Below are 12,065 nucleotides of genomic sequence, written 5' to 3' on the forward strand. Positions count from 1 at the left end.
GCGTGGGCGACGCGTCGGTGCGGCCCGATGCCGCCCCCGGTTACCAGGCCTGCCGCTCGGCCACGGCCGACGCCCCGCAGGAAGGCAACGTGGGCGCGGGCGCGGGGGCGACGGTGGGCAAGCTGTATGGCCCCAAGCGCGCCATGAAGGGCGGCATCGGCAGCGCGTCGCTGACGGTGGCGGGCGTGACGGTGGGCGCTATCGTGGCGGTCAATGCCGTGGGCGATGTGCTGGACCCGGCCACCGGGCGCATCCTGGCCGGCGCTCGCACCGCAGACGGCAAGATGTTGTTTGACACGCGAGCGGCCATCCTGGCGGGCGACCTGCCCAAGTCGATGCGCGCGGGCGCGGCCACCACCATCGGCGCCGTGGCCACCGATGCGCGGATCACCAAGGCCGAAGCCCAGAAGATCGCCGGCATGGCGCACGATGGCCTGGCGCGCACGATCAACCCCATCCACACCATGCTCGACGGCGACACGATCTTCGCGTTGGGCACGGGGGCGTCGGGCAAATCCGCCAACGTGATGCTGCTGGGCGTCATGGCCGCCGAGGCCATGGCGATCGCGGTGCAGCGTGCGATCCTGTCCGCGCGCGCCATTGACGGCTATCCGGCCGCGGTGGACTTCGTGGGGTGACGCCGCTGACCCGCGCCTGTCACACAAGCCCGCCATGATGACAGGCGCCGGCACGACGCCGGGGTGGGGGCGCACATGCAGGAAGGCGAACGACTCAATGGCGTGACGCATCTGGCCGGGCTGGCGCTGGCGGTGCTGGCTTCCGGCGCCTTGATCACCCGCGCGGCCGAGCTGCGCGTGGATACGCGGCAGATCGTCAGTTGCGCGGTGTTCGCGGCGTCGATGATCGCGGTGTATGCGTCGTCTTCCCTGTTCCACTGCACGCAAGGGCGCCGCAAGGCGATGTGGGCCAAGGCGGACCACTGCGCGATCTACCTGCTGATTGCCGGTACGTACACGCCGCTGGCGTACGGCCCCGTGGATCATCGCTGGGGCGCCGCAATGGGCGTGGCGATCTGGCTGCTGGCCTTCGTGGGCATCAGCCGCGAACTCTGGTGGGCGCGTGGCGCGCCGCCGGCCTTGCCGCTCTATTTGCTGATGGGATGGCTGGGCGTGGCCTTTGCCGCGCCGATCGCGGGCGCGCTGTCGACGGCGGGGCTGACGTGGCTGTTGGCGGGCGCCGCCATCTACACGATCGGGACGCTGTTCTATGCCAACGACAAACGCTGGCGTCATGCGCACGGCATCTGGCATCTGTTCGTCATGGGCGGCACAGCCTGCCATTTCGTGACGGTCTTCGGCTTTCTGGAGCACGCGCCCACCTAGCGCGCCTTGCGATATGCCGATGGCCAGGTCGACTCAGCTCCAGGCCGCCAGCGGCAGCATGCCTTCGCGGTCCTTTACTTTGCGCATGACGATATGCGAACAGAGATCGCGCACGCCCGGAATCTTGCTGAGCTTGTCCTCGACAAAATTTGAAAATGCCGACAGGTTGCGCGTGCGCACGGTAAGGATGTAGTTGGACGCGCCGGTGACGATGGCGGCCTCGGTAATCTCGTCGTGCAGGGCGATGCCCGCCAGAAACTCTTCGTGCCATCCCGCGCGCGACTGGTCCAGCGACACATGCACGATGGCCTCCAGCTCGAAGCCCAGCTTCTCGGCGTCCAGCAGCGCGCGGTAGCCGCGGATGAGCCCGGCTTCTTCCAGCGCGCGCACACGGCGCAGGCAGGCGGAGGGCGACAGCGCCACCTGTTCCGCCAGGTCCTGATTGCTGAGGTGGCCGTCTTCCTGCAGGCGGGCCAGAATGCGCTGGTCTATGACGTCGATCTGCATGGCGCAATCCAGTTCGAAAAAATGATGATGAATGCAATTTAATGCGGAAAACGCGGGTAAGTCACGACTGGATTTGCAATTTTTCGGACTGACTGCGCTGATAGCATGTATCCGGAAATTTGCTGAAGGAACGGAACATGAACACTCGTGAAGCCTGCGTCAACGCCGACCGCCAGGATCCCCTGGCCCACGTGAAAGAACAATTCGACCTGCCGCCCGGCGTGCTCTACCTGGACGGCAATTCGCTGGGCGTGCTGCCCAAGACCGCCGCGGCCCGCGCCGCGCAGGTCATCACCGAGGAATGGGGCACGGGCCTGATCCGTAGCTGGAACACCGCGGGCTGGTTCGATCTGCCGGCGCGCCTGGGCGACAAGCTGGGCCGCCTGCTGGGGGCGCGCGAGGGCGAGCTGGTCGTCACCGACACCACGTCGCTCAACATCTTCAAGGCGCTGGCCGCCGCGCTGCGCATCCAACAGCACAAGCATCCCGCGCGCCGCGTCATCCTGTCCGAGCGCGACAACTTCCCCACCGACCTCTACATGATCCAGGGCATGATCGACCTGCTGCAGCAGGGCTACGAAATGCGCCTGATCGACGACGATCTGCCACTGGACAAGGCGCTGGACGACTCCGTTGCTGTCATGCTGCTGTCCCACGTCAATTACCGCAGCGGCCAGATGCACGACATGGCCGCCGTCACGGCGCAGGCGCACGAACACGGCGTGCTGGCCATCTGGGATCTGGCGCACGCCGCCGGCGCGGTGCCCGTGGACCTGAATGGCGCCAATGCCGACTTCGCCGTGGGCTGCACCTACAAATATCTGAACGGCGGCCCCGGTTCGCCGGCGTTCATCTGGGTGGCCCCGCGTCACACCAAGGATTTCTGGCAGCCGCTGTCCGGCTGGTGGGGCCACAGCCGCCCGTTCGACATGGCCGTGGCCTACGAGCCCGCGGGCGGCATCCGCCGCTACCTGTGCGGCACGCAGCCCATCGTGTCGCTGTCGATGGTCGAATGCGGCCTCGATGTCGCGCATGCCGCCGGCATGGACGAAGTGCGCAAGAAGTCGCTGGCGCTGAGCGACCTGTTCATCCAGCTGGTGGAATCGCGTTGCGCCGGCCATCCGTTGACGCTGGTGACGCCGCGCACGCACGCCGACCGCGGCAGCCACGTCAGCTTCCGCCATCCCCACGGCTTCGAGGTCATGCAGGCTCTGATCGCGCGTGGGGTGATCGGTGATTACCGCGAGCCCGAGGTCCTGCGTTTCGGCCTGACGCCGCTGTATTTCGGCTACGCCGACGTCTGGGACGCGGTCGACATCCTGAAGGACGTGCTGGATACCCGCGCGTGGGACAAGCCCGAGTTCAAGCAGCGTTCCGCCGTGACCTGATTCCGGCATCAGGCCTCGACGCGCCGGCCTCGCGGGCCGTACATCACACAAAAATGCGCAGTACAGGAGGAGACAATGCAACAACAGAAAGGGTTCGGCCAGATCGCCGAACGCGAACAGGGGCTCAAGCGCCGGCTGACGTCCGGCCAGATGAGCATGATCGCCATCGGCGGAGCCATCGGCACGGGCCTGTTCCTGGGCAGTAAATTCGCCATCGGCTTTGCCGGGCCCAGCGTGCTCATCAGCTATGCCATCGGCGGCGTGATCACGCTGCTGCTCATGGCCTGCCTGGCCGAAATGACGGTCGCGCATTCCACGTCCGGCTCGTTCGGCGCCTATGCCGAACACTACATCGGCCCCCTCGCGGGGTTTCTGGTGCGTTATGCGTACTGGTCCTGCGTGGTGCTGGCCGTGGGCACGGAAGTCACGGCGGTGGCCAAGTACATGGCCTTCTGGTTTCCCGGCGTGCCCGGATGGTTATGGGTGTGCATTTTTTCCGCGGCGCTCATTCTCATCAATGCTCTGAGCGTCAAGGCCTTCGGCACGATCGAATACTGGTTCTCGACCATCAAGATCAGCGCCATCATCGGCTTCATCATCCTGGGCGCCTACGTGGTCTGGGGCAATCCGCAGTACGGCACGGCGAACTACACCGCGCACGGCGGGTTCTTTCCGAATGGCGTATGGGGCATGTGGATCGCGGTCGTGATCTCGATCTTCAGTTACCTGAGCGTCGAGATGATCGCCGTGGCAGCCGGTGAAGCCGAGGATCCGGAACGCGCGGTCAAGCAGGCGTTTCGCGCCACCATCGTCCGGCTCGTCGTGTTCTACCTGCTGACGCTGGCGCTGATCCTGGCCATCGTGCCATGGGACGATGCCGGCAAGGGCGGCAGCCCCTTCGTGCAGGTGATGGAGGTGCTTGATATTCCGGGCGCGGCGGGCGTCATCAACTTCATCGTGCTGGTGGCCGCGCTGTCGGCCATGAACAGCCAGCTCTACATCACCACGCGCATGATGTTCAGCCTGTCGCGCGCGGGCCATGCGCCGTCGGCGTTGGGCCGGCTGTCCAGCAACGGCACGCCGCTGAACGCGCTGTTGCTGTCGACCAGCGGCATCGCCATCGCCACGGTGCTGAACGTGCTGTACCCCGAGACGGCCTTCACGCTGATGATGGCCATCTCGATGTTCGGCGCGCTCTTTACCTGGATGATGATCTTCGTCACGCACTATTTCTTTCGCCGCCGCTGGGTGCGCGAAGGCGGCGCAAAGCTGTCGTTCCGCATGCCGGGCTTTCCGGTGCTGACGCTGCTGGGCGCGGGGGCGATGCTGGCGATTCTGGTGACCACGTATTTCACCAGCGTCTTCAAGCTGACGCTGGTGTTTGGCGTGCCGTTCCTGGTGCTGCTCGCCGCGGCGTACTACCTGCTGTTCAAGAAGCGTGGCGAGGCCGTCGCCATGAATACGCGGCAGCGTGCGTGATGGGTCGGCAGCGGCCGCGCCTTTTGGCGCGGCCGTTTGTCATCAGACGGCCGCGACGGCGCGCTCGGTGCGGGGCGCGGCTGGCGCCGGCGCGGGGGCCGGGGCGAACACGCGCAGTCGATGGCCGTCGGGGTCGAGCGCCACAAAGGTGCGGCCGAAATCCATGTCGGTGGGCGCCTGCAGAATGGGCAGGCCGCGCAGGCTCCAGTCCACGTGACGCTGGTTGACCGCATCGGCATCGGCCACGGTGAACGCCAGTTCGGATGCCCCGCCGCGTCCGGCGGCTGCCGGCGCCACGGTGTAGCGCGACCACAAGCCCAGCATCAGCCCCGAGTCCAGCGCAAACAGCGCAAACGTGGGCGACGATTCGATGGGCGGGCGCTGCAGCAGCGCGCTGTAGAACGCGGCGCTGGCCTGCGGCTTTTCCACATACAGGATGACGAAATTGGTGTCTGACATGATGCGCTCCGGGGGTTGGATGCGCTCATGATAGGCAGGGGTACTGTCAGTTTTTGGCAGTAGTGAACGTCAGTCCTTGCGCGCCTCGTGGTCCAGCGCGCGCCACGCCTTGAGCAGGATGTGCCGCCGTTTGGGATACCTGGCGCCGATGGCCAGCGTGGCGATGCGGTCGGTGCGGAAATGCCGGAAGTCGCCGCGCAATTCACACCAGGCCATCACCAGCCGCACGCTGTCGAAAAAGCCCAGCGCGAATGGCCAGATGATCCGGCTGGAATCGGCCCCCTTGTCATCGCGGTAGGTGATTTCCAGTTTCTGTTCGCCACGGATGGCCTGGCGGATCAGCGCCACGTCGACGCGGTCCGTGACGGCCACGGCGCTGGGGGCGACCAGCAGCGGAATGGCGTCGAGCTCGTCGCGCAGTTCCTGCGGCAGCACCGCACCGATCTTGGCCAGCGCGTTGCGCGCGGCCAGCCCCAGGCGTTCGTCCGAGCGGCGGGCCACCCAGCGCGTGCCCAGCACCAGCGCCTCGATCTCTTCGGTGCTGAACATCAGCGGCGGCAGCATGAAGCCGGGCCGCAGCACGTAGCCCACGCCCGGTTCCCCCTCGATCTCGGCGCCCTGGCATTGCAGCGTGGCGATGTCGCGATACAGCGTGCGCAGGCTGATGCCCATCTCGGCCGCAAGCCGATGGCCGCTGACGGGCAGGCGGTGGCGGCGCAGGGTCTGGAGCAGCTCCAGGAGGCGTTCGGTGCGGGACATGGGGGCGGGGGAAGGGCAGACGGCGCAATACTGCCATGGATTGGCAGCAGGCGTCGCGATTTTAGGGGGGTGAAAGGGGCCTTCGAACCTGCCTTCAACTCAGCCTTCAACCTAGACTTCAACCAAGCCCTCAGGCCTCCAACTCGGCTTTCAACCCGGCGGCAGTCCCATCAGCCAGTCGTGTACCAGCGCGGCCAGTTCCAGGCTGTTGCTGTCCATCATCAGCATGTGTGAATTTCCGGTGATTCCGCGTTCCGGCAGCGACAGCACCTGGACGCAGGGGTAGCGCGCCGCAAATTCCTGCACACGGGCGCGCATGCGCGGCCAGCGCGGGTCGGTGTCCATGTTGTCGCCCATCACGATCAGCGTGGGCGTGCGGTAGTCATCGCCGGGCGCCAACAGGGGAATGCTTGCCGGTTCCAGCGCGACGACCGCGCGGACCCGATCCGGCTGCGCCTGGGCCGCGCGGATGCCGAACACGCCCGCTTGCGAATGGCAGATGACAATCATGCGGCCGACGCGTTCCAGCAGCGCCAGGTAGGCGCGCAGGACGGCGGCGTCGGTATGCACCCAGCGTGGGACCATCTGGGCGGCAAGCTGACCGAACGCCTCCACCGGAAAGCGCGTGTTGGGGTAGGCGCTGTCCGGACCCGGACGCGTGCCGGGCCGGCCGATACGAAAACGCGTATAGCAGTCTTCCTGAGCCTGGACGATGGGCGGGTCGGGCCAGATGTCAGGGACGGGCGCGAAGCCGGACCGGCCGCGCTCGACGGCGTCGCACAGGTAGGCATCCCAGCCGCGCCGCAGGAACGTGTTGAGCCAGCCCTCGCGGCCATCGGGCGTGGTCTCCCAGGCGGCGCCGGTCATGCCGCCGCCATGCCAGAACGCGATCGGCGGGCGGCCGTTGGGCGGGTCCGCGAGAAAGTACTGCGCGTACATCTGCTCCACGCGGTACGTGCCGTTTGGGTCCAGCGCGACGGGCTGTCCGCCTTCGGCCATCACGACCTCGCGGCGGGGCAGGCCCGACAGCGAGGCTTCGCGGCCGCCGACATGGAAGGACCCCATGCCGCGCAGGCGCAGGGGACCGGGGGCGTCCACGTCATTCTGGTGGGAAGCCGCCGCCATCATTCGGCCTTGATGTGGTTGGCCTGGATCACGTCCTTCCACCGCGCGGTCTCGGCGCCGACGAAGTCGCCCAGCGACTGCCGCGTGCCGCTGGCCGTCTCGACGCCCAGTTCGCGCATCTTGGCCGCCACTTCGGGCGCTTGCAGGGCGGCGGCGAACGCGTTGTGCAGCGCGTCCAGCTCGGCGGCGGGCGTGCGTGCCGGCGCCATGATGCCGAACCACGGCGTGATGAGAAAGTCGGGCACGCCGCTTTCAGCGAACGTCGGCACGTCGGGGATCGCGGGCGCCCGTTTGCTGCTTGCCACGGCCAGCGCGCGCAGCTTGCCGGCCCGGATGTTGGCCAGCGAGGCGGGAAGATTGTCGAAGTACATATCGACCTGGCCGCCAAGCAGATCGGCGGCGACCTGGCCGGCGCCCTTGTAGGGAATGTGGGCGACGTCAATGCCAGCGCGCTGCTTGAGCAGTTCCGTTGCCAGATGCGCCGAGCCGCCCACGCCGGACGATGCGGAGTTCAATTTGCCCGGATTGGCGCGGGCGTACGCCAGCAGTTCCGGCAAGGTGTTGGCGGGCACTTGGGGATTGACCACCAGCACGCTGGGCACCGTGCCGATCATTGCAACGGGCGCGAAGTCCTTGACGATGTCGTAGGGCGCTGGCTGGTAGAGCGATGGCGCGACGGTGCAGCCAAAGGCGCACATGAGCAGCGTGTATCCATCCGGCGCGGCGCGTGCCACCGCCTGCGCGCCGATGTTGCCGCCGGCGCCTGCGCGGTTTTCAACGATGAGCGGCTGGCCAAGGCGCCGCCCCAGGTCCTCTCCCAGGATGCGCGCCAGGATGTCAGGGGTGCCGCCCGCGGGAAAGGGCACCACGAGGGTGATGGGCCGAGCGGGAAAGCCGGCGGCCGCGGTGGCGGGCTGGGCGGCGCCCAGCGCCAGAACGGCGCCCGCCGTGGCGGCCAGCAGAAAGCGGCGAGAGGTGGCGGCGCGCCAGCGCGCGGTGAGGGCGGTGAGCAGGGCCATGAAGACGTCTCCAGGAAGTCGGTGTCGGATGCGAAATGGGCCGATCTGCGAGCCACTGTAGCCAAGCGCTGGTGCGCCGCCCAATGCCGGGCATGCAAGGCCGTTATATCAATTCTGGTATGCGACTTTCATTGCATGTGTTTCGCGCATAGCATGGACGCCATGACCGACACTCACCCCTTGCCCTATCTGCGCCGGCTGGACATGAACCTGCTGTTGACGTTCGACGCGCTGATGCGCACGCGCAGCGCCACCGCCAGTTCCGCGCTGCTGCACAAGACGCAGCCCGCCATCAGCCGCGACCTTGCGCGCCTGCGGGACCGGCTGGACGACCCCTTGCTCGTCGTCGTCAAGGGCCGCTTCATTCCGACCGAGCGCGCGCTGGAGTTGCATGCGGCCGTGCAGGACGCGCTGGCGCAGATCGAGTCGGCCTTGCGCCCGGCCGAGGACTTCGATCCCGCGCGCGCCAGCGGCGTGGTCAACATCGGGACCGGCGCGCACAGCGAGATCCTGCTGGCCGCACCGTTGCTGGAGCGGCTGCGCCGCGCTGCGCCAGGAATCACGCTGCGATTCCAATCGGTGCATGGCGACTTTGTTCCCGACGACCTGGATGCGGAACGGCTGGATATTGCCATCGGACTGTTCGGCAAGGTGCCGGCGCGCTTTCACCGCGATACGCTGCTTCGCGACCGGCGCGTGTGTGTCGTGTCGAAGGCGCATCCGCGTGCGGGGCAGGGCGCGCTGACGCTGGCTGACTTGCCGCGCATCAGGTGGTTTGCCTTCGCCCAGATGTACGGGCGCGAGACCAACTTCGACCGCGCCCTGAAGCCGGAGGCGGGACGGCTGGAATTCTCTGCCTACCTGTCGGGCTTTGGCATCACGCCCTACGTCTTGCTGGACACGGACTATGCGACCACCATGCCGGCCAGCGTGGCGCAGGTGCATGGCAAACACTTTCCGCTGGCCATGCTGGAGTTGCCCGCCAGCCTGCGCAAGATCGAATTCGTGATGGTCTGGCCGCGCCGGCTGCATACGTCGCCGCTGCAGGCGTGGCTGCGCGGCCAGATCCGTGACGTGCTGCGGGACCGCGCGGGCGGTCCCGGGCAGGCCGATCAGCGCGCCGCGGGCTTGCCCGACGCCACGTCCAGCACCGACCCGTCTTCCAGGCTGACGCGGTAGATCTCGCGCACCACATTGCCCGCAAACCCGATCTCGACAATGGACACGTCCTTGAAGGTTGTCTCAATCCCATCGGGCAGCACGGCGTTGAACTTGTCGGACTCCGCCTTCATGGCGTCCTGCAGCCGCGCGTCAAACGGCGTCATGCTGTAGACCAGCGTGGTGTGCGGGTTGTGCGCGCGCACTTCCTTGCCGTCCTGCATGACGTTCACGCCGCTCACGCCCAGCGTCTTGACCAGTTCCTTGCCGGCATCGCCCATCTTGGCGTAGACCGGGCCGGTCACGCGCGGAAGCGGGCCGTCGCGCAGCGGGGCGAGGGCGGCGGTCGCCACGGTGTTGTAGCGCATCATGTCCTCGAAGCCCTGGCCGCTTTTGACCACGCCCAGGTCCAGCCACCACGGATGGCCCGCGCCCTTGGCGGCCTCGGTCGGATAGAAGGTTTTGAGCGTGACGCGCAGCGGCGCCGGCGGCTTGGGCAACGCTTTCAGCATGCGCGCGGGCGTCTGCGGATCGGCGTTGTGGATGTGGACCACGGTGACGTGCGGCAGGTTGGGCGTGTCGGCTTCGGTCTTCAGGCCGAGTTTGATCAGATCTTCCTTGAGGACGCCGGTGATCTTGGCGTCGAGCACGGCGTTCACGTCTGCCGGCAGGCGGTAGACCACGCCGTAGGTGGCCTTGTGCGCGCGGAACTCGGGCTGGCCGATAGCGCTGTTGTCGATAGCGGCGGCCTGGGCGGCGCCGGCGGTGGCGAACAGGCCGAAGAGGGCCAGATGCAATGCACGTTTGATCATGGGATTTCCCTGTTGTCGTGGACGTGACCCGCGAGAGTCATCCGCAGTGTGGCCAGCGCGGATGTACGCCGTATTGCATCAAGGCCAAGATTTCCGATACCAACCGGCGTTTATCCGATTGGTCCTGGCGGGAGCCAGTCATTCGCTAGCCCAGGAACATGACCGCCACGATGGCGATGCCGAGCAGCAGGTTCACGCCCACCCAGCGCCGGATGCCGGCCATCGCCTGACCGCCGGCGGGCCAGTCGGACGCTGCCACGGCAGCGGCCAGCCGCTTGAACAGCGCGAACCGGATGTGGCCGAAGATCGCCATCATGACGATGCCGCCGCTGGCCATCAGCGTCCAGTTGCGGGGCATGAAGAACGAGCCGCCCGTCTGCGCGGCCTGGCTGGCCGACGAGCCGATCATCCAGGCGCCGGTCACGAGAATCAGCACGATGGCCGCCAGCACGGCATTCAGAAAGGGGCCCAGCACCGAGGCCAAGAGCGGCAACCGCACGGGCGGATCCAGTTTCGCGGCCGCCGGCCGCAGAAAACAGTGGGCGAACAGCATGCCGCCCACCCAGAGGATCACGGCCATGACGTGGAGAAATTGCAGGACGGCGTAGAGCATGGGATCAGCCTGTGAAAAGCGCCGCCGCGGGAGGCGGCGGACGTCGTACGGATGATATCTCCGCAAACCCGACGCGCGGACTTGACCAGGATCATGGTTTTGCATTTAGAATGAGAACGATTGTTATTTGTAGTTATGAATTTTGTAGTTAGTGAGTCAGGGAGCCGTCCGTGCCGAATTCCGTGCTCGCCTCGGGCGACGCCGTCAACATGCTGTACCGCACCCATCACGGATGGCTGCACGGCTGGCTGCGCGCCAAGCTGGGCAACAGCTTCGATGCCGCTGATCTTGCGCAGGACACCTTCGTGCGCGTGCTGCGGCACCGGCACGAACTGGACGCGTTGCGCGAGCCGCGCGCGTACCTGACCACCATCGCCAAGCGCCTGCTGCTGAACCACCATCGCCGCCGATCGGTCGAGCAGGCCTACATGGAAGCGTTGGCGTTGATGCCCGAGGCGCTTGCTCCTTCCCCCGAACAGCGCTTCATCATCCTGGAGACGCTGCAGGAAATTGAAGAAATGCTGGCCGGCCTGTCGCTGCCCGCCCGCCAGGCGTTCCTGATGGCGCAACTGGAAGGCCTGAGCCATGGCGAGATCGCCGACAAGCTCAACGTGTCGCTACGCACCGTGCACCGCTACATCACCAAGGGATACGAGCAATGCATCATGGCGGTGATGTGAGCGCGCCAGCAGAACCGGCAGCCGAGCTCCCCGTCGTCGAGCGCAACGTCGCACGCGAGGCTGCGCGGTGGCTGATGCGGCTGAGCTCAGGCCGGGCTACCGACGCGGACGTCCATGCCTGCGACCAATGGCGCGCCAGCAAGGCCGAGCACGAACATGCCTGGCAGCGGGCGCAGCGCGTGAATGCGCGCTTCGGCCTCATTCCGTCGGCGCTGGGCATGGCAACGCTGAATCGACCGGACCTCAAGAGCCGCCGCGCCGCGCTCAAGACGCTGGTTGCCCTGATCGTGGCCGCGCCGGTTGGCTGGGCTGCCTGGCGGGCCGATCCCCTGGACTGGAGCGCCGACTACCGGAGCGCCGCCGGCGAGCGGCGCGACGTGATCCTGGCCGACGGCTCGACGCTGCACCTGAATACCGCCAGCGCCGTCGACGTGCTGTTCGACGATGCGACGCGCCTGTTGCGCCTGCGCGCCGGCGAGATCGCCGTCCATGCGGTGGCGGACCCCGCCAGCCATCCGCGTCCCTTCATCGTGCGCACGCGGCTGGGCGATATCGAGGCGCAGGCCTCGCGCTTCTGTGTGCGCGAGGAGCGCGGGCGTTGCCAGCTCAGCGTGCAGGAAGGGCGCGTGCGCGTCAGCAGCGCCGGGCAGCCGGGGCGCTACGTGGACGTGGCGGCCGGCGAACAGAGCAGCCTGTCGCCGGATGGCGCCGCCGCCGCGACGC

Annotated in this window: 14 protein-coding genes; 7 read left to right on the top strand and 7 right to left on the bottom strand. The window is 67.2% G+C overall.

The features are described from left to right. Nucleotides 1-638: P1 family peptidase (locus B3446_RS17010; protein WP_291383602.1), on the top strand; the 638-nt coding region annotated here is incomplete at its 5' end. A gap of 75 nt (nucleotides 639-713) precedes the next feature. Further along, entirely contained in the window at nucleotides 714-1,343 is a 630-nt protein-coding gene (trhA, locus tag B3446_RS17015) for a PAQR family membrane homeostasis protein TrhA (RefSeq protein ID WP_191576108.1), read from the top strand. A gap of 33 nt (nucleotides 1,344-1,376) precedes the next feature. On the opposite strand, the gene B3446_RS17020 is transcribed toward trhA, so the two are convergent. Continuing rightward, nucleotides 1,377-1,850: an Lrp/AsnC family transcriptional regulator gene (locus B3446_RS17020; protein ID WP_291383604.1), complete on the bottom strand. Its 474-nt coding sequence runs from the start codon at nucleotides 1,848-1,850 to the stop codon at nucleotides 1,377-1,379. Between the two features lie 137 nt (nucleotides 1,851-1,987). On the opposite strand from B3446_RS17020, the gene kynU reads away from it, so the two are divergent. Both kynU and B3446_RS17030 read left to right on the top strand, forming a co-directional pair. Further along, nucleotides 1,988-3,238: a kynureninase gene (gene kynU / locus B3446_RS17025; RefSeq protein WP_291383606.1), complete on the top strand. Its 1,251-nt coding sequence runs from the start codon at nucleotides 1,988-1,990 to the stop codon at nucleotides 3,236-3,238. 75 nt (nucleotides 3,239-3,313) lie between these two features. Then, the gene (locus B3446_RS17030; protein ID WP_175186322.1) at nucleotides 3,314-4,717 is read left to right on the top strand and encodes an amino acid permease; all 1,404 of its coding nucleotides are present in this window, start codon (nucleotides 3,314-3,316) and stop codon (nucleotides 4,715-4,717) included. Nucleotides 4,718-4,759: 42 nt separating this feature from the next. Here the strand turns inward: B3446_RS17030 and B3446_RS17035 are convergent, their stop codons facing one another. The 4 genes from B3446_RS17035 to B3446_RS17050 all read right to left on the bottom strand — a co-directional run bounded on the left by B3446_RS17035 (nucleotide 4,760) and on the right by B3446_RS17050 (nucleotide 8,079). Continuing rightward, nucleotides 4,760-5,176, bottom strand: a complete 417-nt coding sequence (locus tag B3446_RS17035) for a VOC family protein (RefSeq protein ID WP_175124455.1) — start codon at nucleotides 5,174-5,176, stop codon at nucleotides 4,760-4,762. A gap of 69 nt (nucleotides 5,177-5,245) precedes the next feature. After that, nucleotides 5,246-5,935, bottom strand: a complete 690-nt coding sequence (locus B3446_RS17040; RefSeq protein ID WP_218343065.1) for a helix-turn-helix transcriptional regulator — start codon at nucleotides 5,933-5,935, stop codon at nucleotides 5,246-5,248. A gap of 150 nt (nucleotides 5,936-6,085) precedes the next feature. After that, entirely contained in the window at nucleotides 6,086-7,033 is a 948-nt protein-coding gene (locus B3446_RS17045; RefSeq protein ID WP_291383610.1) for a hypothetical protein, read from the bottom strand. A gap of 26 nt (nucleotides 7,034-7,059) precedes the next feature. Then, nucleotides 7,060-8,079, bottom strand: a complete 1,020-nt coding sequence (locus B3446_RS17050) for a tripartite tricarboxylate transporter substrate binding protein (RefSeq protein WP_291383612.1) — start codon at nucleotides 8,077-8,079, stop codon at nucleotides 7,060-7,062. 162 nt (nucleotides 8,080-8,241) lie between these two features. Here B3446_RS17050 and B3446_RS17055 point away from each other — a divergent pair, with 162 nt between their 5' ends. Further along, the gene (locus tag B3446_RS17055; protein WP_291383614.1) at nucleotides 8,242-9,258 is read left to right on the top strand and encodes a LysR family transcriptional regulator; all 1,017 of its coding nucleotides are present in this window, start codon (nucleotides 8,242-8,244) and stop codon (nucleotides 9,256-9,258) included. Here the strand turns inward: B3446_RS17055 and B3446_RS17060 are convergent. Both B3446_RS17060 and B3446_RS17065 read right to left on the bottom strand, forming a co-directional pair. Continuing rightward, complete coding sequence (locus B3446_RS17060; protein ID WP_291383616.1) at nucleotides 9,192-10,049, bottom strand: hypothetical protein; 858 nt, start codon at nucleotides 10,047-10,049, stop codon at nucleotides 9,192-9,194. The two genes, B3446_RS17055 and B3446_RS17060, sit on opposite strands and share 67 nt — an antisense overlap. A gap of 145 nt (nucleotides 10,050-10,194) precedes the next feature. Next, on the bottom strand, nucleotides 10,195-10,662 hold the full coding sequence (locus B3446_RS17065; RefSeq protein ID WP_191576103.1) for a CopD family protein: 468 nt from the start codon (nucleotides 10,660-10,662) through the stop codon (nucleotides 10,195-10,197). A 170-nt stretch (nucleotides 10,663-10,832) separates the two neighbouring features. On the opposite strand from B3446_RS17065, the gene B3446_RS17070 reads away from it, so the two are divergent. Further along, nucleotides 10,833-11,342, top strand: a complete 510-nt coding sequence (locus tag B3446_RS17070; protein WP_175124461.1) for a sigma-70 family RNA polymerase sigma factor — start codon at nucleotides 10,833-10,835, stop codon at nucleotides 11,340-11,342. Beyond that, nucleotides 11,339-12,065 (top strand): FecR domain-containing protein (locus B3446_RS17075; protein ID WP_291383619.1); only part of this gene is annotated, 727 nt, incomplete at its 3' end. The genes B3446_RS17070 and B3446_RS17075, both read left to right, overlap by 4 nt.

The sequence above is a fragment of the Achromobacter sp. UBA5777 genome (assembly GCF_002418565.1).
Lineage (GTDB): Bacteria > Pseudomonadota > Gammaproteobacteria > Burkholderiales > Burkholderiaceae_B > Achromobacter > Achromobacter animicus.

Bases quoted from the DNA above. Each gene is read 5' to 3' on its own strand.
- trhA (WP_191576108.1), top strand. From the start codon at position 714: ATGCAGGAAGGCGAACGACTCAATGGCGTGACGCATCTGGCCGGGCTG.
- B3446_RS17020 (WP_291383604.1), bottom strand. From the start codon at position 1,850: ATGCAGATCGACGTCATAGACCAGCGCATTCTGGCCCGCCTGCAGGAA.
- kynU (WP_291383606.1), top strand. From the start codon at position 1,988: ATGAACACTCGTGAAGCCTGCGTCAACGCCGACCGCCAGGATCCCCTG.
- B3446_RS17030 (WP_175186322.1), top strand. From the start codon at position 3,314: ATGCAACAACAGAAAGGGTTCGGCCAGATCGCCGAACGCGAACAGGGG.
- B3446_RS17035 (WP_175124455.1), bottom strand. From the start codon at position 5,176: ATGTCAGACACCAATTTCGTCATCCTGTATGTGGAAAAGCCGCAGGCC.
- B3446_RS17040 (WP_218343065.1), bottom strand. From the start codon at position 5,935: ATGTCCCGCACCGAACGCCTCCTGGAGCTGCTCCAGACCCTGCGCCGC.
- B3446_RS17050 (WP_291383612.1), bottom strand. From the start codon at position 8,079: ATGGCCCTGCTCACCGCCCTCACCGCGCGCTGGCGCGCCGCCACCTCT.
- B3446_RS17055 (WP_291383614.1), top strand. From the start codon at position 8,242: ATGACCGACACTCACCCCTTGCCCTATCTGCGCCGGCTGGACATGAAC.
- B3446_RS17060 (WP_291383616.1), bottom strand. From the start codon at position 10,049: ATGATCAAACGTGCATTGCATCTGGCCCTCTTCGGCCTGTTCGCCACC.
- B3446_RS17065 (WP_191576103.1), bottom strand. From the start codon at position 10,662: ATGCTCTACGCCGTCCTGCAATTTCTCCACGTCATGGCCGTGATCCTC.